Source organism: Aeromonas sp. ZOR0001, assembly GCF_000801015.1.
GTDB lineage: Bacteria > Pseudomonadota > Gammaproteobacteria > Enterobacterales > Aeromonadaceae > Aeromonas > Aeromonas veronii.
The window spans coordinates 13,878-33,677 of sequence record NZ_JRJY01000138.1 but is presented as its reverse complement, the minus strand read 5'-3'; the positions used below and the strand labels follow the sequence as shown (position 1 = coordinate 33,677).

Here is a 19,800-nt window from a genome sequence, read left to right as displayed (position 1 = left end):
TAACACCTGAAGCTAGCGCGTCTACCAATTCCGCCACCTTCGCATCACTGCGGAGGGGGATTCTATAGAGTTTTGGGGGAGCGTCAACAGCCAAAGGGGACTTTTTTCGCTGTTGACGCCCAAAGTGGCGCCAAGGGTACAAAACTTCAGCAATCAGCTGACGTTTGGCGTTCAGTAACGGCCCAATGCGCTCTGATACATCCGTTCATACTGGGTGACCGAGTCAGGCCAGTTGAAGCGGGTGCTCATGGCATTGCGCTGTACCTTGGTAAAACGCTCTTTGTCCTGCAGGAAATAGAGCAGGCTGCGGCGCATGGTATCGAGCAGGATGGCGGCAGTCGGATCGTTGAAGCAGAAGCCGGTGGCATGCTCGGGATCGGCATCCCAATCCACCACGGTATCTTTCAGACCACCCACGGCGCGCACCAGTGGCAGGGTGCCATAGGCGAGACTGTACATCTGGTTTAGGCCGCAAGGCTCGAACAGAGAGGGCATCAGGAAGAAGTCGGCACCGGCTTCGACCAGATGAGCCAGTCGATCGTCATAGGTGTTGATGAAGGCGAGCTTGCCCGGATAATCCCGGGCCATGGTTTGCAGTTGCGTGGCGAGCGCAGGATCGCCAGAGCCGACGATCACCACTTGTACCTGATGGTGGAGGAATTTCTCCAGCGCAGGGAGCAGCAGGGGAACGCCCTTCTGCTCGGTCAGGCGGCAAACCATGCCGTAGATGGGCAAGTCCGCCACGGCCAGCCCCGCCTCCTGTTGCAGGCTCTCTTTGCAGATCTGTTTGCCAGCCATGTTGTCGATGCTGTAGGTCGCAGGCAGGAATTCGTCGAACTCCGGATCCCAGTCCTTGTAATCGCAGCCGTTGAGGATGCCACAGAGATCCGCGGCCCGTTGCTGGAAGATATGCGCCATGCCGTGGGCGCCGAGGTGAGTCAGCAGCTCCTGGGCATAGTTGGGGCTGACCGCATTGATCTTGTCGGCGTAGAGCACCCCGCATTTGAGTAGATTGACGTGGCCGTAGTCGTAGTTGATGCGGCGTTCGTAGTCGGCGATCTCGGGCATGGCCCAGAACTGCTCGCGGCCAAACACCCCCTGAAACGCCGCGTTGTGAATGCTGATCACGCTGCGGGTCTGCTGGAAGAAGGGGTTGTGGGCGTGACGGGTTTTCAGCAGCAGTGGCAGCAGGCCGGTGTGCCAGTCATTGCAGTGGGCGATATCCGGGGCAAAGCCAAGCTGCTCGCAGGCATGGAGGGCCGCGGCCGAGAAGAAGGCAAAGCGCTCTCCATTATCCGGATAGGCCTGATTGTTCTCGGCGTAGAGCTGGGGACGATCGAAATATTGCGGGCAGTCGAGCAGATAGACGCAGACGCCATCCAGCTCCATCTGGTAGATGCGATAACCGATATCCGGCAGCCCGGGGTGGGTTGGCAACCAGCGTGACGCCACCAGTCTGGCCTCATCCCGTCGCTTTATCGTCTTGTAGAAGGGGAGCATGATCCTGACATCATGCCCCTTCTGGGCCAGGTACATCGGCAGGGCTCTGGCGACATCGGCCAGGCCCCCGGTCTTGACCAGCCCCTCAACCTCCGAGGCAACAAACAGGATTTTCAGTGGGTTAATAGCCAACTCTTGCTCCCTTAGGTACCACCACGATACCGCCTTCGGATACGGTAAATCGCTCTCTATCGTGGTCGAGATTTTCACCGATAACGGTGCCGGGTGCAATTTCAACATTTTTATCAATGATCGCGCGCCGGATGGAGCAGCCTTCACCAATCTTCACATCCCCCAGCAGCACGGACTCACTGATATGGCTGCACGCGCCGATATTGCAGCGGAAACCGAGGATGGATCGCTGGATCTGGCTGCCCTGAATGAAGCAACCGGCGGAGATCAGCGAGTTGGCGATCTTCACCTTGCACTCGTCGCTGTCGATGAAGGTGGCCGGTGGCAGCGCTGGATAGTGGGTGTGCAGGGGCCACTTGCGGTTATAGAGGGAGAAGGGAGGATTGTCGGCCACCAGGTCCATGTGCGCTTGCCAATACGAGTCGAGGGTGCCCACATCCCGCCAGTAGACGTGCGGTTTCTCGCCGGGGATGACGTTGGTGCTGTAGTCATAGACATAGACGGGGGCACGCGGGTAGAGGCTCGGGATCACATCCTTGCCAAAGTCGTGGCTGGAGTTCTCCTCGGCGGCATCCCGCTTCAACTCGCGGCAGAGGGCATCGGTCTCGAAGATGTAGTTGCCCATGGAGACCAGCGCCTGGGTCGGATCGCCGGGAATGTGCTTGGGCTGCTTCGGCTTTTCCTGAAAGCCGATCATCCGCCCTTCGGTATCCACCTCGATCACCCCGAAGGCGCTCGCCTCTTCGATGGGCATGCGCAGGGCCGCGACCGTCATGGCGGCGTTCTTCTGCTTGTGGAAGGTGACCATCTGGCTCACATCCATCTTGTAGATGTGGTCGGAGCCGAAGATGCAGACGTGATCCGGTTCGGCCCGCTCGATAAAGCCGAGGTTCTGATAAATGGCGTCAGCGGTGCCGTCATACCAGCGTTTGCCCATCCGCATCTGGGCCGGGATGGGATCGATAAAGCGGTCGGTGATGCCGACGATATTCCACCCCTTCTTCATGTGCAGGTAGAGGGACTGGGATTTGAATTGGGTCAGTACATAGATGCGCAGAAAGTCGGCGTTGACGAAGTTGTTGAGGACAAAGTCGATTAGCCGGTAGCTGCCACCGAAGGGGACGGAAGGCTTGCTGCGGGTGGTGGTCAGAGGCTGCAGGCGAGTACCTTCGCCACCAGCCAGGATCATGGTCAAAATGCCTGCCATCGTATTTCTCTCCCTGAATTAACAACATGAAAAGGTTTTCAATGTTCGGTATAAAAACACCCCTAAAGGGGTGGTTTTTATCGTGTGCTTAATACCTTATCAGATGCCGGATGGCGCTCTCTAGCTGTTTTATTGTGCGGCTTACACTTATTTACATTTTGCTCAGATAGACCTTGAATTTGGCATCACTGCTGATCACTTCAGTCCGTTTGAAGTGTGTCTCCAGTATAGGCTGGTAGCGCAAGAAGGCGTTGGCAACAATGGTCAGCGAACCATTTGGCAGCAAAAATTCCGGCGCCTTGGCCAGGAACTGCTCGGTCGCCGCATAGAAGGTTTTGAGACCCGCATGGAATGGCGGGTTGGAGACGATGTGCTGGAAACGGGTGGAGAGATCCGAATAGACATCGGAAGCGGTGACCTTGCCCTTCAGACCGTTGATCGCCAGGGTGCGGCGGCTCGATTCGAGCGCCAGCGCGCTGATATCCACCATGTTGACCTGCAGATCCGGATTGCGCTTGGCCAGCACGGACCCAATCACCCCGGCGCCGCAGCCAAAATCGAGCAGTTCGCCCTTCATCGGCGGTACGGCGGCCAGCAGCATCTGGGTGCCGAGATCCAGCTCGGCGGCGCTGAAGACGCCGGGCAGCGCCAGCACGGTCAGTTCGGTATCACCGGCCTTGCACTGATAGCGGCCAAACCAGCTATCCAGATCGAACGGGGCGACCGGTTTGCAGAGCTCACCATGATAGAGGGAGCAGCGGCGGGCCGAATCGCGCTTGATCGGCTTTTCGCCATAGGGGACCAGTAGCTTGTCGGCGCCATTGATGCCGCCGCGGTTTTCACCGGCGAGGAACAGGTCGGCACCCGCTTCCAGCAAGGGGGTCATCATGGCCAGCAGATATTGTGCCTCGGCCTTGGCCTTGGGCATCAGCAGTAACAGGGCATCGAAGCGCGGGGCGCCGCCGAGCTGGTGGTCGAACAGGATAGCCTCGCCGAGGGCGGCCTGCTGGCTGCGGTAGTAGCAGTAATCGGTGGTAAAGACGGTCAGGGTCCGGGCCAGGCTCACCAGCTGGCGGGGGTAGTCATCCTCCAGCGCGCCACAGACAAGTAGCCGCTTGCCGACAAAGAGGGCTTGGTTTCGTTCCAGCATCTGGCTGACGGCACTGATAGGGCTGCTCATCGGGTCTCTCCACGCAATTTTGGGCGGCCATTATACATAGCCCCTTTCGCCTTGACATTTATGCCGTGTTCCCGAAATATGCCCAGACACCATTTTTTGACCAGAGATGACGAAATGCGGTTCAACGGGTTGAAACGAAAGCACAAAAAAAGCCTGAAATTCGGGCCTGCCGACGTTCGCGCGTAACCTCTCATCCCTGAGAAGCTTCAAACCCCGGTTGCGCACATCGTACCGGGGTTTTTTTATTGCCATATGCGCGTCATTTAGGAGAAGGAGATCCCATGTTTCAAGGTTCAATCGTTGCGTTGATCACCCCGTTTCGACAGGGAAAGCTGGATGAAGAGGCGCTGCTGCGTCTGGTTGAGTGGCATATCGAGCAGGGTACTCACGGCATTGTGCCGGTCGGTACCACTGGCGAAAGCCCAACCCTGACCCACGACGAGCACTGCCGAGTGGTGGAGCTGGTGGTCAAACAGGTCGCTGGCCGTATTCCGGTGATTGCCGGAGCGGGCTCCAACAATCCGGTCGAAGCCATCGAGTACACCCTCCATGCCGAGCGGGTGGGGGCTGATGCCACTCTGCATGTGGCCGGTTACTACAACCGCCCCAATCAGGAGGGACTCTACCACCACTTCAAGGCTGTCCACGACGCCACCGCCAAGCCGATCATTGTTTACAACATTCCGCCGCGCGCCATCGTTGACGTGCAACCGGCGACCCTGGCCCGTCTTGCCGAGCTGCCGCGCATTGCCGGGGTGAAAGACGCGACTGGCGATCTGGCCCGCCCCTGGACCGAGCGTCAGCTGATCAAAAAGCCCTTCGCCTGGCTCTCCGGTGAAGATGCTACTGCCGTGGCCTACAACATCGGCGGTGGTCAGGGTTGTATCTCGGTGACCGCCAACGTGGCGCCCAAGCTGGTAGCCGAGGTGCAGAACCTCACGCTGGCGGGCAAGTGGCAAGAAGCGCGTGAGCTGCAAGACCGGCTGATTCCGCTCCATCAGGCGATGTTTGCCGAGCCGAGCCCGGCCGGTGCCAAATATGCCGCTTCCCTGCTCGGTTTCTGCAGCGAGGAGTGCCGACTGCCGGTGATGCCGCTGTCGGAAGCGACCCGCGAGCGCATTCGCAGCGCCATGCAGCAGCTCAACCTGCTGTAATGCAAACGGGTGAGCCAAGGCTCACCCGTTTTGTTTTCAGCTTTTTTTTCAGGCCTTTATTTACGACATCGACCCACTCAGGCTGCGTGATGCAGCCAGGCGGCGATGGCCAGCTGCAACTCGACATACGCCGGATAGAGGAAGAGAGCGGCCAGCTCGGCAGGCCACTCGTCATGCTCGCCCGATTGGGCTTGCAGATGTGCGTGCAGGCTGGTCAGTGCTGGCAGCCAGGGGGCGGGTTGTGGCAGTGTGGCTGCACTGCGGGCGACCAGATCGATCCCCTGGCACAGGGCCGCGAGTGCCTGCTGTTGAATGCCTTCATCCTGCGGATGCTCCAGCCAGAGCTGCTCGTGATGCTGCCAGTGACGCAGCCCCTCGCTTACCCCCGTTATGCCATCCATACCTCCATGTTCGACCAGCGCCTGCAGGGCCAGCGGTTTGCCGAGCCCGGCGAGTCGATAGCCGCGCTGGGCCTTGGATTGGGCGCCAAGGCGCAGCCCGCCGCTCCTGGCGAGGCGTTGGGCCAGTGCAAACAGCGCCGCGGTAGCCCCTGATTTGAGCTCCAGTTCCAGCTCGTTGATGGTGGTGCTGCCTTGACTGCCGACTATCTCTCCCTGATCCCAGGCCAGCTCAATCTCGGCCCCCTCGAAGGCGATCAGCCAATGGCGGCGCAGGAAGTCGGTACGAAACTGGGCGACCAGCTGCTGCTGAATGTGGTCACGCTCGGTCAGGGTCGGCCAAATCTCATCGGGAAAGGCCGAGAGGGTCGGCAGATCGCCGCTGACAGGGGTGTTGTACTCGGGTCTGGCGTGCAGGCCGCCCACCACCTGACCGCGGCATTTGATGGTCTGCTCGGCGAAGGCATCGCAGCGGCGAATGCGTAGCCCCATATCCAGACGACGCAGGTCGAGGGTCGGCGTATCGAAATAGACGTTGCCGAGCTGCTGTTGTGACGATTCTTTAATCTCAAGAGAATTCAGCAGGTTGGATAACTCGGGTTGAATGTCGCTGGCGACAAAAAACTTTATCTCGATCTCAGTTTGCATAGTCATTCCGGGCTGGCAGGCAACTTTGGGGGGCAGGATTCGGGTCGCGGGGATATAATGCCCGCGAGACGACTAGATTAATTCGCGGTTTAATTGAGGGCGCAGTTCGGTTACCATGCGCGCCTCATAAAATCGTATCGAGTGTTTTTTCACCGACACAGGTTTGGCCATGCCAGTAAATACTATTTTGGGGCTTTTTGCCAAGTCCCCCATCAAGCCGCTGCAGAAGCATATCGTCAAGGTTTACCAGTGCTCCCAGCAGTTGGTTCCCTTCTTTGACGCCGTTGCCGAAGATCGTTGGGAAGATGCCGAGAAGATCCGGCAGCAGATCGCCCAACTGGAAAAAGAGGCAGATACCCTCAAGCGTGAAATCCGTCTGAAACTGCCTCGCGGCCTGTTCCTGCCGGTTGCACGTACCGACCTGCTGGAGCTGTTGACCCAGCAAGACAAGATTGCCAACCGTGCCAAGGATATCTCCGGCCGCATGCTTGGTCGTCGCATGGAGTTCCCCGCCGAAATGCGGACGGATTTCATGGCTTACCTCAAACGTTGTATTGATGCGACCGCTCAGGCCGAGAAAGCGATCGGGGAGCTCGACGAGCTGCTTGAGACCGGCTTCAAAGGACGGGAAGTGGAAATGGTTGCCGAGATGATCCACCAGCTGGATCTGATCGAGGACGATACAGACACCATGCAGATCGGACTGCGCCAACAGCTGCAAGCGGTTGAGCACAATTACAATCCGATCGATGTGATGTTCCTTTACAAGATCCTCGAATGGGTAGGTGACCTGGCAGATCAGGCTGAGCGCGTAGGCGCCCGTCTGGAACTGATGCTGGCTCGTTCGTAATCGACTGACTGGGTAAACACTACTAATGGACATTATCGCGAATTACGGCACCACTCTGGTGCTCGTGGCGGCCTTGTTCGGCTTTTTGATGGCTTGGGGTATTGGCGCGAATGACGTTGCCAACGCCATGGGGACATCGGTCGGCACCAAATCCCTGACCATCCGTCAGGCGATCATCATTGCCATGATCTTCGAATTTGCCGGTGCCTATCTGGCCGGTGGCGAAGTGACGGCCACCATCCGTAACGGCATCATCGACAGCAATGCGTTTGTCGATAGCCCGGACCTGCTGGTGCTCGGCATGATCGCCTCCCTGCTGGCGGCAGGCGCCTGGTTGATCCTCGCCTCCTACTTCGGCTGGCCTGTTTCCACCACTCACTCCATCATCGGCGCCATCGTCGGTTTTGCGGTGGTGAGCATTGGCCCGGAAGCGGTGCAGTGGAGCAAGTTTGGCGGCATCGTCGGCTCCTGGGTCATCACCCCGGCCATCTCAGGTGTCATCGCCTACTTCATGTTCATCAGCGTGCAGAAGCTTATCTTCAACACCGATGACCCCCTGAACAACGCCAAGCGCTATGTGCCGTTCTACATGTTCCTGACTGCGCTGGTGATCTGCCTGGTGACCATCAAGAAGGGGCTGACCCACGTCGGTCTGCACCTGAGCGATGGCGAGGGCATTCTGCTTTCCATCGCCATCTCCATCGCAGTGGCGTTTGCCGGCTGGATCTACATTCGCGGCCAGAAGTACAACCCGCAGGATGACAGCAAGATGCACTTCGCCAACGTGGAGAAGGTGTTCGGCATCCTGATGGTGATCACCGCCTGTGCCATGGCCTTTGCCCACGGCTCCAACGACGTGGCCAACGCCATTGGCCCGCTCTCTGCGGTGGCCTCTATTGTGGCTTCCGGTGGCGAGATTTCCAGTCAGGCAGCCATTGCCTGGTGGATCCTACCCCTCGGCGGTATCGGTATCGTGATCGGTCTGGCGACCATGGGCGAGAAGGTGATGGCGACGGTCGGTACCGGCATCACTCACCTGACCCCGAGCCGTGGCTTCGCCGCCCAGCTGGCGACCGCCGCGACCGTAGTGATTGCCTCCGGTACCGGTCTGCCCATCTCCACCACCCAGACTCTGGTCGGCGCTGTGATGGGGGTCGGTCTGGCGCGCGGCATTGCGGCGCTGAACCTGGGTGTTCTGCGCAACATCGTGGTCTCCTGGATCATCACCCTGCCTGCCGGTGCCATCCTGGCTATCGCGATCTTCTACGTGCTGCAGGCCTGCTTCTCCTAATCGAAGCGGCATTCAGCAAAAAGCCCGAGTCATCGACTCGGGCTTTTTTTATTGTGCGCGGGAGCTGAGGTGCTGCTCCCTTTGCAATCTGCCTTAGAGGCTGGCGCAGATCTGCCACAGATCGTACTGGATAGCGGCGGCCGTCACTTCCCGACCCGCCCCCGGCCCCTGGATCACCAGCGGGTTGGTGCGGTAGCTGTCGCTCTCGATGGCGAAGATGTTGTCGCACGGCAAGAGGTTCGCAAACGGGTGATGGGGCTCCAGCGCCTCCAGTCCGACCCGCGCCTTGCCGTCATGCTCGAAGCGGGCCACGTAGCGCAGTACCTTGCCGAGGCGCTTGGCCCCTTCGAAGGCGGTCTGGATCGGGCCATCCAGCTCTTTCAGTCTGTCCATGAACTGATCGGCGGTCACCTTGCGCAGCGTGACGGGCACCAGATTCTCCAGCTCGATATCGGCGGAGTCGAGCTCGAAGCCCGCTTCCCGTGCCAGAATAAGCAGCTTGCGCCGCACATCCTGACCTGAGAGATCTTCGCGGGGATCCGGTTCGGTCAGACCGTGCTGCCACGCCTCGTCCACCAGCTCGGAGAAGGGGCGGGTGCCGTCATACTGCTGGAACAGCCAGGAGAGGGTGCCGGAGAAGATGCCGGAGACCCCCTGAATGCGGTCGCCGCTCTGGCGCAGCATCTGGATGCTGGACTGGATTGGCAGCCCGGCGCCCACGGTGGCGTTGTAGCGCCACTGCACCTGATGGTCGCGACAGGTCTGCTTGATGCGCTGGTAGAACTCGCTGTCGGCGGCACCGGCAAACTTGTTGGCGGCGATGATGTGAATGCCGAGCTGGGCGAAGTCGGGGTAGTAGCGGCTCACCGTTTCGCTGGCGGTCATGTCCAGCGCAATCAGCGCATCGAAGCCGTGCTGCTCAAGCTGGGAGAGCAACTCCGGCCAGATCAGCGGCTTGGGATTGAAGTTGTCCTGTACCTTGAGGGGGTTGAGCCCCTCTTCATCGAGCAGGCCCCCTTCCGAGCTGAATACCCCGTAGAGGGTGAGCGCCAGATTGAGCTCATGTTCGAGCCGTGCCTTTTCACGGGCGTAGAGGCTCAGCCAGTGGCCGCCGATATTGCCCTTGCCGAACACCACCAGTCCGACCCGGGTTGGGCGGCTGAAGAGGGCGCTGTGCAGGGCGATGAGCAGCGGCTCCAACACCACCTGGCGCAGCACGGCCACCAGACTCAGGCCATCTCGGGCCACCTGGACGAACTCCAGCGGTTGGTCTGCCAGCAGCTGATAGAAGCGATGACACTGTTCTGCGTTGTCGGTGACACCGGCGCCGACCAGCGCTACCAGACTGTACCCCTCTTTCTGGATGAGGCCGGTGAAGCTCCCTTGCAGCTGGAAGTCGCGCAGCAGCTCGAAGGCGCCCTGTGCTACCTCAAGGGTGTAGGCGAGGCGCAGGATCCGGCGATCTGGCTGGCGCTGCAGGGTGAGCGGGTTGAGGCGGTGACGGGCCAGATGGGCCTCGATGGTGGCCACCGTCTGTTCATAGTTGGTTTGCGGCAGCACCTTCAGCTCGATGAGGGCGATCTGATCCACCGAGGAGACGATGCGGGCGCCGCCGGAGCGGGGGGCGCGGCGCAGGATATGGGTACAGCCCTCGTCCGGGTTGTAGCTGCAGCGCAGGGTGAGGCGTTGGCGGCTGTCGGCCACAGGTTGCAGGGTGCGCGAATGCAGCACCGAAGAGCCAAGGCGGGCCAGCTCGTTGGCTTCCGCGAGGCTCAGGCGCTCCAGCAGACGCGCTTCTTTCACCCGACGCGGGTCCGCGCTGTAGACCCCGGCCACGTCGCTCCAGATGGTGGTGGATTCGCCGTCCGCCAGCAGCGCCAACAGGCTGGCGCTGTAGTCGGAACCGTTGCGACCGAGCAGCAGGGAGCGCCCCTCCATGTCGGCAGCGATAAAGCCGGTTACCACGATGCGACCGGCATGCTCCGCCAGTCGCGCCTTGAGCAGCTCGCTGGAGAGGGCGGTATCCACCTAGACCAGAGCGCCATCCTCGGCGCGCAGGAAACTGCGGGCATCGAGCCAGATAGCCTTGTCGCCGCGGCTGGTGAGCAGAGCAGCCAGCAGGCGAGCCGACCACACTTCGCCAAAGGCGAGCAGGCCGTTGCGGGCGAAGCGATCAAACTGTCCCTCCAGCGTTTTGGCGATCAGCTGCATGTCGTCGGCCAGCTGCTTGCTCAGATCGAGCTGCAGTTCACCCTCCAGCAGGCCGTCGATCAGGCTCTGCTGATAGGCCTGCAGGGCCGAGATGGCTTCACCGGCGGCTTCGTCCCCCGCTTCGGCCAGCTCCACCAGCTGGATCAGCCGGTTGGTGGTCTTGCCGGCGGCGGAGACCACGATCAGTTCATCCCCGCCCACCTGTTGTTCAACGATACTGGCGACCCGGCGATAACAGACCGGATCCGCCAGACTGCTGCCACCAAATTTGTGGACGTGACGCCGCTTCAATCCTGCTTCTGTGGCCACCGCGCTCTCTCCTTGTTGCTGCTGTTCCATTACTTCGCTACCTGTTCTGCCTGCTGCGCCTGTTCAAAAGCCTGAGCCAGATCGGCCACCAGGTCTTCACCGTGTTCAATACCGACCGACAACCGCAGCAGCTGGGCGCTGATACCTGCTGCCTGCTGCGCGACCGGGGTCATGGCCCTGTGAGTCATGCTGGCCGGATGGGCCACCAGACTCTCCACTCCGCCGAGGGACTCGGCCACCGAGAAGAGGGTGAGGGCCGCGAGGAAGGCGCGAATGCCAGCCTCGCTGCAATCGAGTTCAAAACTTAGCATGGCGCCGAAGCCGGACTGTTGACGGCGCGCAATATCATGGCCCGGATGGCTCGGCAGGCTGGGGTGATAGATGCGTTTCACCAGTGGCTGCTGTTGCAGGAAGGCGAGGATGCGATCGGTGTTCTCCTGATGGGTGCGTAATCTGGGGGCCAGAGTGCGCAGACCGCGCAGGGTGAGGTAGGAGTCGAACGCCCCGGAGGTGAGCCCCAGACAGTTGGCCCACCACACCAGCGACTCGGCCAGTGCGGCCTCCTTGGCAATCGCCACTCCGCCCACCACGTCTGAGTGACCGTTGATGTACTTGGTGGTGGAGTGCACCACCACGTCGGCACCGAGGGCCAGGGGTTGTTGCAGCAGGGGGGAGAGGAAGGTGTTGTCCACCACCACCTGCGCACCCACCTCGTGGGTGGCGCTGGCAATGGCGCTGATATCCACCACCCGCAGCAGCGGGTTGGAGGGGGTCTCGACCCATACCAGCGCAGGCTTCTGGGCCAGAGCGGCGGCCAGAGCGGCCTCATCCCCCTGATCGACAAATTGCACCCGGTAGTGTCCCTTGGCCGCCAGATACTCGAACAGGCGCCAGGTGCCGCCGTAGCAGTCGTGAGGGGCAATCAGCAGATCCCCAGCCTTGAGCAGTGCAGTGGTGACCAGATGGACGGCGCCCATGCCTGTGCCGGTGACCACGGCGCCAGCGCCCCCTTCCAGCGCCGCCAGCGCGTCCGCCAGATTGGTGCGGGTAGGATTACCAGAGCGGGCATAATCGTATTGACGGGGTTCGCCAAAGTCGGCAAAGGTGTAGTTGCTGGAGAGGTAGATGGGGGGCACCACGGCACCGTGCTGTGTGTCTGTCTCAATCCCGGTGCGAACCGCCAGGGTGGCCTTGTGGGTCATATCACTCTCCTTGATGTCTCTTTACACGCCGGCATCTTGCTGCCACGCGCCATCCCGCCATTGCGGGCTCATGGACAACCACACTACGCCAGCTTAAAAAAGCCGTCAACACTTCCGGACGTCTAAATGGCTTTGCTGTTGGATTGCCATTAATTTCCTTAAGGGTTAAAATCCGCGCTCACGGCTAAATGAGAACAGGTGAGTCATGGGAACAGAGTGGAACGGCGACTACGTCAGCCCCTACGCGGAACACGGTAAGAAGAGCGAACAGGTCAAGAAGATTACCGTCTCGATCCCGCTCAAGGTGTTGAAAGTGTTGACCGATGAGCGCACCCGCCGTCAGGTGAACAACCTGCGTCATGCGACCAACAGCGAGCTGCTCTGTGAAGCCTTCCTGCACGCTTTCACCGGCCAGCCGCTCCCTTGTGACGAAGATTTGCGCAAGGATCAACCGGACAGTGTCCCGGCCGAAGCGCGCGCCATCATGGAAGCGCTGGGCAAAGAGATCGAAGATTTCGACAAGGAATAACCCCCAATGACGCGGCCCTGGCCGCGTCATTGCTATCTGCCATGTCCCGCTTCAGCCTGCGCCACTATCACCACCACGTCTGCAGCCATAGTCACGACTTTGCCCAGCTGGTGATCCCCCTCGACGGCCCCCTCGAGATCGAGGTGCAGGGCCGGGCGCGTCGACTTGCCCCCGGTTCTGCCTGCGTCATCGCCCCCGGCGAGCGGCACGACTACGCTGCCGCTCCCGCGCTTTCGTTTCTGGTGCAGGAGAGCGACTGGTTACCCGGCGATTTGGCGGCTTGCCCCTTTATCGAGCTGGATGAGCCCCAGCGCCACTACCTCGCGTTTCTGCACCGCATGGTGGCCGAGGGGCGGCAGGTGGCGGGCATGGCGCAGGTGTGGCTCTCCCTGCTGGCGCAAGGGCAGGGGATGCAGAGCACTGCCACCCCGCGTCTTGCCGCCCGCATCCTCAAGGTGCAACGCCATATCGATGCCAACCTCGCCACCCCGCTAACCAATCAGCAACTCGCCGCCATCGCCTGCCTTGGCCAGAGCCAGTTCAAGCTCGCTTTTCGCCAGCAGCTGGGGATGAGCGTCTCCCACTACATTCGCAGTCGGCGCATGGCACTGGCGCGCACCCTGCTTGCCGGCACGCAGCTGCCCGTTGGCGAGATTGCCAGCCGCTGCGGTTACCAGAATCAGGGGGCCTTCAGCGAGCGCTTTCTGAGTGAGACCGGGCTCACTCCGTCCCTCTGGCGCCAGCAAAACGGCCACTTGCCATAACGAAACGGCTGATTGCCGAAGACGGGATGCTCTCTTTGGGCCATGCTGCGGGTCATGCAAGGTGCACGATAAACAGGAGCCGAAATGGAGACGATTAGCTGGCAGGATTTCGAAATGGTGGAGCTGAGGGTGGGCACCCTGGTGCGGGTCGAGCCGTTCCCCGAGGCACGTAAACCGGCCTACAAGGTGTGGGCGGATTTTGGCCCTGAACTGGGGATCCGCAAGAGCAGCGCCCAGATCACCGCCCTCTACCAGCCAGAGCAGCTGGTGGGCCGCCAGATCATCGCCGTAGTCAACTTCCCGACCAAGCAGATAGGGCCGTTTCAGTCGGAGTTTCTGCTGACCGGTTTCTACCGGCCGGATGGCGCTGTAGTGATGGCCATTCCCGAGCAGGCGGTGGAGAACGGCGCCAGGCTGGGCTGAGTTCACACCCGAACAGAGACAAGAGAGGCGACCCAAGGTCGCCTCTCTTTTTGCTTGTTGCTCGCCGTTACTTCAACAGGCTGAAGATCAGCGCCGATACCGCCAGCGAACCGGTTAGCAGGATAAAGCCGTTGGTCCAGCCGTGACGGAAGCGGGCCAGCGCATCCACCTTGTAGATCGCAATCACCGGCATGATGAACAGGATCATGGCGATGACCGGGCCGGAGAGGGTCTCCATCAGTCCCAGAATGCCCGGGTTGATGACGGCTGCGCCCCAGATGGCGAAGAACATCAGGGCGATACCCAACTTGTCCGCCTTGGCCAACGGCAGGCCGGTGGGCTTGGCGATCAGGCTTTTGAGGCTTTCGCGGGCACCGAGGAAGTGACCGAGGAAGGAGGAGCTGATGGCGATAAAGGCGATGAGCGGCCCCAGAGTCACAATCACCGGGTTGTCGGTGATGTTGGCGAGATAGGAGAGCACCGAGACGTTCTGGGCCTTGGCTTCGGCCAGTTGGGCTGGCGAGAGGCTCAGCACGCAGGAGAAGACGAAGAACAGCACGAAGCCCACCAGCATTACTGTGGTGTTGCGCAGGATCAGGCCGCTCTTGGCTTCCGCCTGCTCGCCATATTCACGGCGCTGCACGTTGGCAAAACCGGAGATGGCAGCGGCGTGGCTGAAGGCGAACACGGTGACCGGCAGCGCCAGCCAGACGGTGTTGAGGAAGCTGACCCCCTCAAACGTGGTCACTTCCGGCCATTGCCACTGGGGAATGAGGTAGCAGGAGAGGGCCGCCAGAATGGCCGCCAGCGGATAGACCATAAATGCGAAGGCGCGCAGCATCGCTTTCTCACCCGCCAGCATCACGGCGATCATGGCGAACACCAGCACGCCGGAGAGCATCACCCGATCCGGGGTCGCCATGCCGAGCTGGTTGACCATAAAGCTCTCCACCGTGTTGGTCAGCCCGACCCCGTAGATGAGCAGGATCGGGAAGATGGAGAGGAAGTAGAGCGCCGAGATGAGGCGACCGGCCATCTTGCCGAAATGCTCCTCCGCCACTTCGGTGAAGTCGGCGTGGGGGCGTGACGAGGAGAGCACGAAGCGCGCCAGCCCGCGGTGGGCGAGGAAGGTCATGGGGCCTGCCAGTACCGCGACGATAACGAGGGGCCAGATGCCGCCCAGACCCAGATTGATGGGCAGGAACAGGATGCCGGCGCCAACGGCGGTGCCAAACAGGCTGATGACCCAGTGGGTGTCGTGACGGCGCCAGCGGGTGGTGCTGACCGTGGTGGAGCAGGAACCGGATAGCTCCTTGGTAGCCTCTACAGATAAACTCATTACTAATTCACTTTTTGTTAGTGTTTTAATCTGAGTTCATTGTGGTTTATCGGGATTTAATTCTCAAAAAGCGAGACTGAAACATATCACTGCCATTGCGGGGTTTAGCCAGCGAGATTGGGAATGGAATCTGGATCGCAGAATGAAAAAAAACTGATATTTGTGATTTATGTGAAATATAAAACCAAAATTTGATCTACTGTCATTTTTTTATTTTGGCTAATCAGGTGTTTTCAGAATTACGTGAAAAATCGTACCATTTCTCGCCGACCGATTGTGATGTTTCACTATCATTTTGCCGCTTTGCCAGCGTATCACGCTGTTCAAGAGCGCCTTGACCAGCGGATCACACCGGCCATCACCCCGGACAACGACTCTGAAAAAGCAGGCGGCCATCGGGCCGCCTGCTTGTCTGGTGTGATGATATTGCTACTCGTCTAGTGGGCCAGAATGTTGCCCCAGGCGAGATCCGGATCCCCCATCACGATAAAGTCAGGGTTCTCCAGCGACTCGGTTTCGTTGTAACTGAGTGGCTGCAACGCCAGGCTGAGGATACGGCCACCGGCTGCCTCGACGATGCACTGGGCGGCGGCGGTGTCCCACTCGCCGGTGGGGCCGAGCCTTACGTAGCAATCGGCTGCCCCTTCCGCCACCAGACAGGATTTGAGGGAGCTGGAACCAAGCGGGATCAGCTCGTAGTTGATGGCCGGGTTGAGGCGGCGGGTGAGGTTCTCCAGCTTCTGGCGGCGGCTGATAGCCACCACCAGCGAGTCAGGCTGGTCATGCTCGTGATGCATGGCGCTGATGGGCAACACCTCGCCATTCACCTCCTTGAAGGCGCCGTAGCCGCGTACCGCCCAGTAGAGCACGTTGGACTCGGGAGCATAGATGACCCCGAGCACCGGCACATTGTCCCGCACCAGGGCGATCAGGGTGGCGAAATCGCCGCTACCCGCGATAAATTCGCCGGTGCCGTCGAGGGGATCTACCAGCCAGTACTGCCGCCAGTTGGATCGCTGGCTGAAGGGGATGTCGGCCGCCTCTTCGGTCAGCACCGGCACATGGGGAGTGAGCGCCGAGAGCGCCTGTTTGAGGTAGGCATCGGCAGCAAGATCGGCACTGGTGACCGGGGTCGCATCCTCCTTCAGCTGACGCTCGAACTGACCGCCGTGATAGATGTCGTGAAGGATCCTTCCGGCTTCGCGGGCAATCTCCTTGACCCCCGGCACCCAGGCCAACAACTCCTGCATCTCGTTATCCTCTGTCTGTTAACTGCCCGTCTGCGGGCTACTCTGCCTGCTTCGCCAGCCACTTTTGGGCCAAGAGCAGGGCACTGATGCTGCGCGACTCGGTGAAGTCGGGTCGCGCCAGCAATTCGTCGATCCGGTTGAGTGGCCAAGGGATCACCTCCAGCGGTTCGGGTTCGTCGCCGATCCGCTGCTCGGGGAAGAGATCCCGGGCCAGTAAAATGTCCATCCGGCTGGAGAAGTAACCGGGCGCCAGCGACACCTGCTTGAGCAGGGTCAGGCTGTTAGCGCCAAAGCCCGCCTCCTCCATCAGCTCCCGGTTGCCAGCCTCGAAGGCATCTTCGCCCGGGTCGATCAGCCCCTTGGGAAAGCCCAGCTCGTAGGAGTGGGTGCCGGCGGCATATTCGCGCACCAGCAGCAGGGTGTGGGCATCGAACAGCGGCACAACCATGACGGCACCCCGGTTGCCGCCGCGCATCCGCTCGTAGACCCGCTCTTCGCCGTTGGAGAATTTGAGGTGTAGCGATTCCACCTTGAACAGCCGGCTCTCGGCCACGATCTCGGCCTTGAGGATCTCCGGTTTGCTCTTGGGGTTATCCAGTTGGTCGGCTGAGATGTGCTCGGGTTTGCTCTTGTGGGGGTCGCTCATCGGACGCTGGCTGCTCGTTAAAAAATCGTGCTTCAAGAGTAAACGACTCTCACACCGAACACCACGGGCCGGGGAGGGCAAAGGGGGAGGAAAAATCCGTTATACTGCCGCTCCATTTCTTTCGCGACACCGAGATCAAGAGGCCCGATGCCACACTCCCGCTCCACCACCTTGCCCTGGCACCAGATAGATACCATCTTGCTCGATATGGATGGCACTCTGATCGATCTCCATTTTGACAACTACCTCTGGCAGCAACTGGTGCCGGAGCGTTACGCCGAGCGGCTCGGGCTGCCACTGGATGAAGCCAAAGCGCAGATCGACGTCCACTATCACGCCGTCAACGGCACCCTCAACTGGTATTGCGTAGATTACTGGAGCGAGACCCTGGGGCTCGACATTCGTGCCCTCAAGCAGGAGCTGCTGGCGAAGATCCAGTGGCGTCCCCATGCCATCCCTTTTCTGGCCGAGTTGCGTGCCGCGGGCAAGCAGCTGGTGCTTTTCACCAACGCCCACCCCGCCAGCCTGTCGGTGAAGGATGCGCAGCTGGGGCTGAGCGACCATCTGGATCTGATGGTGAGTACCCACGAGCTGGGCTGGTCGAAGGAGAGCCAACACTGCTGGCAGGCACTGGCCGAGCGGCTGGCGTTCGATCCTGCCCGCACCCTGTTTGTGGATGACAGCGAGCGGATCCTGCGGGCCGCCGCCGACTATGGTATCGGTTATCAGCTGGCGATCCAGAATCCGGATAGCTGCAAGCCGGAGCAGAGCATTACCGCTTTTCCGGCGATCCGCGACTATGCCGAGTTGCTGCCGCTGGCAATCTGAGTCTGCTGAAACGAGAGAGGGCTGCATCGTGCAGCCCTCTCAGTATCTGAAACCTGGCGGTGAAAAAATCACAGCTCCCGAAACGGGCGCCGCTTCTCCTCTTCGATGACGATCGCCTCCAGATTGGCGACCCGCTCCTGCAGCTCCCGAATGACCAGATCCTGCTTTCCGAGGCGGTCGGTGATGCGGGCATCCCCCATCTGATAGCGGGCCCGCTTGCCGAGATAGCCGAACAATACGCTGATAAATACGATCAGGACTATGCCTGTCCACATGGTCATGTCACGACTCCTTGTCGTCTATAAACGGCAAAAACGCTGATGGGATCCGTTCTGTTTTCTCACAGCCGCCAATTGGCCGCAATGGGGCCCGTTTCGCCTTTGTGATGCAGTTGGCTATTGCTGCCAGAGGGGGCGGCCAAGCCAGAGTCCCCACAGGGTGAGGTGTAGCAGCACGATAAACCAGAAGACCAGCCGGTAGCTGCGCTTCTGGGTCTTGTGGCGCAGCCACTGGCGGGCAACCAGCGCCCCCGGCCAACCACCGCACAGCTCCAGCAGATGCAAACGGGATTCGGAAATGCGCCACTCACCCCGTACCGCCTGCCGCTTGTCCCAGGCGTAGGCGGCCACCGTGAGCAGGCTCATGGTGAGCAACACGGCCAGCGGCCACCACTGCTGCTCGCCGAGGCCGAGCCAGAGGGCGGCGCCCAGTGGCAGCAGTGCCAGCGCCATCATTGGGCCAGCTCCCAGCAGCGCTCCTCATCCTGCTTGAGGGTGCGGATCACCCTGGCCGGATTGCCCACCGCCACCGAATCGGCCGGGATGTCGCGGGTGACCACGGCGCCCGCGCCAATGATGGAGCGCGGCCCTATGGTGACGCCGGGGCAGATGATGGCGCCACCGCCGATCCAGCAGTCATCGCCGATCCGTACCGGCTTGTTGTAGGCGGTCCAGTTGCGTCGTTCCAGATAGTTCATGGTGTGGGTGGCGGTGTAGATCTGCACGTTGGGGGCCAGCAGCACATGGCTGCCGATATGCACTTCGCCCAGATCGAGAATGGTGACGTTGAAGTTGAAGAAGGTCTTCTCGCCGATATGAATGTTGCGACCAAACTCGCAGGTGAACGGCGTGCTGATCCAGCAGGAGTCGGGGCAGTGGCCAAAGAGCTCGCGGCAGATCTGCTGGCGCAGAGGGCCATCGCCCGCCGATGAACCATTAAGCCGGGCCAGCAGCGCCTGACCGCGGATCCGGTCGTTGGCTATCTCATCGCTCTGGCTATCCAGTGCCCCGCCTGCCAGTACCTTGTCCCAGTCGCTCGCCATTGCTACCTCCCCATGCTGCAAGAACAGGCAGTATACGTGACTGTCAGGGGCGCCGTCAGTCTGTCACTTGTTGCAGGTGATCCCCGTCAACCTGCGGGCCAGACGAGGGGCTGGATCAGCAGGGCCGAGATGAAGTAGGGGAGCAGCACCCGCAGCCCCAGACTGCGACCGCCTATCCCCAAGGCCAGCAGCCCCTTCACCAGCGAGTTGACCAGCCCGGCGAGCAGGATGCCGCGGGCGGCCACCTCCAGTGCCAGCTCTTTATGGGAGAGTTGGGAGAGCGACAAGGTGATGGCGTCCACGTCGGTGATCCCCGACACCAGCGCCAGCAGGTAGACCCCGGAGTTACCCACCTTGTCTTGCAGCAGGGTGGCCATAAAGCCGATCAGCGCCAGCAGCAGGCCGAACTTGATGGCGGTGGCCAGATCGAGCGGGTTGCTGGTTTCCGGCTGCACCGGGCCGTCGGTCAGCTCTTCGCGCTGACGCCATAACCAGAAGGCGAAGCCGTAGACAGTGGTGGCCAGCAGCAACAGGGGGGCGACGAGGCGCATCGCCAGCTCGCTGTGAATCAGCAACACCAGCACCAGCAGCCGCAGCCACATGGTGGCCCCCGCCAGC

20 protein-coding genes and 1 pseudogene are annotated in these 19,800 nt (G+C 60.8%); 8 read left to right on the top strand and 13 right to left on the bottom strand.

What is annotated here, in order from left to right; genetic code table 11:
• Positions 1-171 precede the first annotated feature (171 nt).
• The 3 genes from glgA to rsmC form a co-directional block, all read right to left on the bottom strand.
• Entirely contained in the window at positions 172-1,632 is a 1,461-nt protein-coding gene (gene glgA / locus L972_RS17090) for a glycogen synthase GlgA (protein WP_005357826.1), read from the bottom strand.
• Positions 1,622-2,839 carry a glucose-1-phosphate adenylyltransferase gene (glgC, locus tag L972_RS17085; RefSeq protein ID WP_005340236.1) on the bottom strand — a complete coding sequence of 406 codons (1,218 nt, stop codon included), beginning with the start codon at positions 2,837-2,839 and terminating at the stop codon, positions 1,622-1,624. Before glgC ends, glgA begins: the two co-directional genes overlap by 11 nt.
• A 151-nt stretch (positions 2,840-2,990) precedes the next feature.
• Positions 2,991-4,019 (bottom strand): 16S rRNA (guanine(1207)-N(2))-methyltransferase RsmC, encoded by a 1,029-nt coding sequence (gene rsmC, locus L972_RS17080; RefSeq protein WP_047439804.1) that lies wholly within the window; start codon positions 4,017-4,019, stop codon positions 2,991-2,993.
• Between the two features lie 281 nt (positions 4,020-4,300).
• On the opposite strand from rsmC, the gene dapA reads away from it, so the two are divergent.
• On the top strand, positions 4,301-5,173 hold the full coding sequence (dapA, locus tag L972_RS17075) for a 4-hydroxy-tetrahydrodipicolinate synthase (protein ID WP_005343041.1): 873 nt from the start codon (positions 4,301-4,303) through the stop codon (positions 5,171-5,173).
• Positions 5,174-5,250: 77 nt separating this feature from the next.
• Here dapA and L972_RS17070 read toward each other — a convergent pair whose 3' ends face one another.
• Positions 5,251-6,219 (bottom strand): CYTH domain-containing protein, encoded by a 969-nt coding sequence (locus L972_RS17070; protein ID WP_047439802.1) that lies wholly within the window; start codon positions 6,217-6,219, stop codon positions 5,251-5,253.
• Between the two features lie 169 nt (positions 6,220-6,388).
• Here L972_RS17070 and L972_RS17065 point away from each other — a divergent pair, with 169 nt between their 5' ends.
• Both L972_RS17065 and L972_RS17060 read left to right on the top strand, forming a co-directional pair.
• Positions 6,389-7,069: a TIGR00153 family protein gene (locus L972_RS17065; protein ID WP_047439801.1), complete on the top strand. Its 681-nt coding sequence runs from the start codon at positions 6,389-6,391 to the stop codon at positions 7,067-7,069.
• 25 nt (positions 7,070-7,094) lie between these two features.
• Complete coding sequence (locus L972_RS17060) at positions 7,095-8,360, top strand: inorganic phosphate transporter (protein WP_005343043.1); 1,266 nt, start codon at positions 7,095-7,097, stop codon at positions 8,358-8,360.
• A gap of 93 nt (positions 8,361-8,453) precedes the next feature.
• On the opposite strand, the pseudogene L972_RS17055 reads toward L972_RS17060, so the two are convergent.
• Together L972_RS17055 and metB are read right to left on the bottom strand one after the other, a co-directional pair.
• A pseudogene (locus L972_RS17055) lies at positions 8,454-10,910 on the bottom strand (bifunctional aspartate kinase/homoserine dehydrogenase II).
• Complete coding sequence (metB, locus tag L972_RS17050; protein ID WP_047439799.1) at positions 10,910-12,082, bottom strand: cystathionine gamma-synthase; 1,173 nt, start codon at positions 12,080-12,082, stop codon at positions 10,910-10,912. The pseudogene L972_RS17055 and the gene metB overlap by 1 nt, the downstream one beginning before the upstream one ends.
• A 205-nt stretch (positions 12,083-12,287) precedes the next feature.
• Here metB and metJ point away from each other — a divergent pair, with 205 nt between their 5' ends.
• The 3 genes from metJ to L972_RS17035 all read left to right on the top strand — a co-directional run bounded on the left by metJ (position 12,288) and on the right by L972_RS17035 (position 13,798).
• Positions 12,288-12,611, top strand: coding sequence for a met regulon transcriptional regulator MetJ (metJ, locus tag L972_RS17045; RefSeq protein WP_005340251.1), 324 nt, complete (start codon positions 12,288-12,290; stop codon positions 12,609-12,611).
• A 41-nt stretch (positions 12,612-12,652) separates the two neighbouring features.
• Positions 12,653-13,375: an AraC family transcriptional regulator gene (locus tag L972_RS17040; protein WP_052200083.1), complete on the top strand. Its 723-nt coding sequence runs from the start codon at positions 12,653-12,655 to the stop codon at positions 13,373-13,375.
• Positions 13,376-13,459: 84 nt separating this feature from the next.
• Positions 13,460-13,798: a tRNA-binding protein gene (locus L972_RS17035; RefSeq protein ID WP_005343050.1), complete on the top strand. Its 339-nt coding sequence runs from the start codon at positions 13,460-13,462 to the stop codon at positions 13,796-13,798.
• A 67-nt stretch (positions 13,799-13,865) separates the two neighbouring features.
• Here the strand turns inward: L972_RS17035 and L972_RS17030 are convergent, their stop codons facing one another.
• Complete coding sequence (locus L972_RS17030; protein WP_047439795.1) at positions 13,866-15,137, bottom strand: aromatic amino acid transport family protein; 1,272 nt, start codon at positions 15,135-15,137, stop codon at positions 13,866-13,868.
• A gap of 243 nt (positions 15,138-15,380) precedes the next feature.
• Here L972_RS17030 and L972_RS21520 point away from each other — a divergent pair, with 243 nt between their 5' ends.
• Positions 15,381-15,578 (top strand): hypothetical protein, encoded by a 198-nt coding sequence (locus L972_RS21520; RefSeq protein ID WP_129504805.1) that lies wholly within the window; start codon positions 15,381-15,383, stop codon positions 15,576-15,578.
• On the opposite strand, the gene cysQ is transcribed toward L972_RS21520, so the two are convergent.
• Together cysQ and nudE are read right to left on the bottom strand one after the other, a co-directional pair.
• A complete protein-coding gene (cysQ, locus tag L972_RS17025) occupies positions 15,575-16,387 on the bottom strand; it encodes a 3'(2'),5'-bisphosphate nucleotidase CysQ (protein ID WP_005357849.1) in 813 nt (270 codons plus the stop codon). The genes L972_RS21520 and cysQ overlap by 4 nt on opposite strands.
• 37 nt (positions 16,388-16,424) lie before the next feature.
• A complete protein-coding gene (gene nudE / locus L972_RS17020) occupies positions 16,425-17,033 on the bottom strand; it encodes an ADP compounds hydrolase NudE (RefSeq protein WP_047439793.1) in 609 nt (202 codons plus the stop codon).
• Positions 17,034-17,180: 147 nt separating this feature from the next.
• On the opposite strand from nudE, the gene yrfG reads away from it, so the two are divergent.
• Positions 17,181-17,861: a GMP/IMP nucleotidase gene (yrfG, locus tag L972_RS17015; protein WP_047439791.1), complete on the top strand. Its 681-nt coding sequence runs from the start codon at positions 17,181-17,183 to the stop codon at positions 17,859-17,861.
• A 68-nt stretch (positions 17,862-17,929) separates the two neighbouring features.
• Here the strand turns inward: yrfG and L972_RS17010 are convergent, their stop codons facing one another.
• The 4 genes from L972_RS17010 to L972_RS21080 form a co-directional block, all read right to left on the bottom strand.
• Complete coding sequence (locus L972_RS17010) at positions 17,930-18,142, bottom strand: hypothetical protein (protein ID WP_005348798.1); 213 nt, start codon at positions 18,140-18,142, stop codon at positions 17,930-17,932.
• Between the two features lie 114 nt (positions 18,143-18,256).
• Positions 18,257-18,595: a DUF1294 domain-containing protein gene (locus L972_RS17005; RefSeq protein WP_047439790.1), complete on the bottom strand. Its 339-nt coding sequence runs from the start codon at positions 18,593-18,595 to the stop codon at positions 18,257-18,259.
• Positions 18,592-19,182 (bottom strand): sugar O-acetyltransferase, encoded by a 591-nt coding sequence (locus L972_RS17000; protein WP_047439787.1) that lies wholly within the window; start codon positions 19,180-19,182, stop codon positions 18,592-18,594. Before L972_RS17000 ends, L972_RS17005 begins: the two co-directional genes overlap by 4 nt.
• Positions 19,183-19,268: 86 nt before the next feature.
• Positions 19,269-19,800, bottom strand: a 532-nt coding sequence (locus L972_RS21080) for a DUF4010 domain-containing protein (RefSeq protein WP_047439807.1), incomplete at its 5' end; no start/stop codon positions are given.

Coding starts and splice junctions, on each gene's coding strand:
- glgC (WP_005340236.1), bottom strand. CDS start 2,839: ATGGCAGGCATTTTGACCATGATCCTGGCTGGTGGCGAAGGTACTCGC.
- rsmC (WP_047439804.1), bottom strand. CDS start 4,019: ATGAGCAGCCCTATCAGTGCCGTCAGCCAGATGCTGGAACGAAACCAA.
- dapA (WP_005343041.1), top strand. CDS start 4,301: ATGTTTCAAGGTTCAATCGTTGCGTTGATCACCCCGTTTCGACAGGGA.
- L972_RS17070 (WP_047439802.1), bottom strand. CDS start 6,219: ATGCAAACTGAGATCGAGATAAAGTTTTTTGTCGCCAGCGACATTCAA.
- L972_RS17065 (WP_047439801.1), top strand. CDS start 6,389: ATGCCAGTAAATACTATTTTGGGGCTTTTTGCCAAGTCCCCCATCAAG.
- L972_RS17060 (WP_005343043.1), top strand. CDS start 7,095: ATGGACATTATCGCGAATTACGGCACCACTCTGGTGCTCGTGGCGGCC.
- metB (WP_047439799.1), bottom strand. CDS start 12,082: ATGACCCACAAGGCCACCCTGGCGGTTCGCACCGGGATTGAGACAGAC.
- metJ (WP_005340251.1), top strand. CDS start 12,288: ATGGGAACAGAGTGGAACGGCGACTACGTCAGCCCCTACGCGGAACAC.
- L972_RS17040 (WP_052200083.1), top strand. CDS start 12,653: ATGTCCCGCTTCAGCCTGCGCCACTATCACCACCACGTCTGCAGCCAT.
- L972_RS17035 (WP_005343050.1), top strand. CDS start 13,460: ATGGAGACGATTAGCTGGCAGGATTTCGAAATGGTGGAGCTGAGGGTG.
- L972_RS17030 (WP_047439795.1), bottom strand. CDS start 15,137: ATGAGTTTATCTGTAGAGGCTACCAAGGAGCTATCCGGTTCCTGCTCC.
- cysQ (WP_005357849.1), bottom strand. CDS start 16,387: ATGCAGGAGTTGTTGGCCTGGGTGCCGGGGGTCAAGGAGATTGCCCGC.
- nudE (WP_047439793.1), bottom strand. CDS start 17,033: ATGAGCGACCCCCACAAGAGCAAACCCGAGCACATCTCAGCCGACCAA.
- yrfG (WP_047439791.1), top strand. CDS start 17,181: ATGCCACACTCCCGCTCCACCACCTTGCCCTGGCACCAGATAGATACC.
- L972_RS17010 (WP_005348798.1), bottom strand. CDS start 18,142: ATGACCATGTGGACAGGCATAGTCCTGATCGTATTTATCAGCGTATTG.
- L972_RS17005 (WP_047439790.1), bottom strand. CDS start 18,595: ATGATGGCGCTGGCACTGCTGCCACTGGGCGCCGCCCTCTGGCTCGGC.
- L972_RS17000 (WP_047439787.1), bottom strand. CDS start 19,182: ATGGCGAGCGACTGGGACAAGGTACTGGCAGGCGGGGCACTGGATAGC.